This is a genomic window from Fructilactobacillus sp. X2R1C1, assembly GCF_059901435.1.
The window spans coordinates 1-430 of sequence record NZ_JBWXUV010000033.1 but is presented as its reverse complement, the minus strand read 5'-3'; the positions used below and the strand labels follow the sequence as shown (position 1 = coordinate 430).

Sequence of the window (430 nt, the reverse complement as noted above, 5' to 3'; positions counted from 1 at the left end):
ATACATCTGTAAGAGAAATTGCAAGAAAATCTGGGTATTCACATACAACTATTTATCTATATTTTAAAAATAAAAATGAATTATTTAATGAAGTTGCATATCAACCCCTAAAAGAATTATATAAGAAAATGAAATATATAAATAATTCTTATTCTGATGATTCTAAAAGATTTAAATATTTATGTATAGAATATATAAGATTTGGTATAAAACAAAATAAGTTTTATCCATTAATAAGTACATTTGGAGGAGAAAAAATAGATAAAGCAAACTTTCAACATAAAATAAATTCACTTAGAGTAGAAATCTTAGATTTAATTAATAAATCAATTAAATCTGTATTACCCATAGAAGTTAATTCTGAAGTTACTCTTACTTTAACGAGAGGCATTTTTTATTTTTTACACGGAACTGTAATGACGTATGTTAC

The 430-nt window shown here is 22.3% G+C and carries 1 protein-coding gene; it reads left to right on the top strand.

Annotated features, from left to right (window positions below):
- The coding region (locus AC6UDG_RS07350; RefSeq protein ID WP_500706943.1) for a TetR/AcrR family transcriptional regulator at positions 1-430 on the top strand (430 nt) is incomplete at both ends.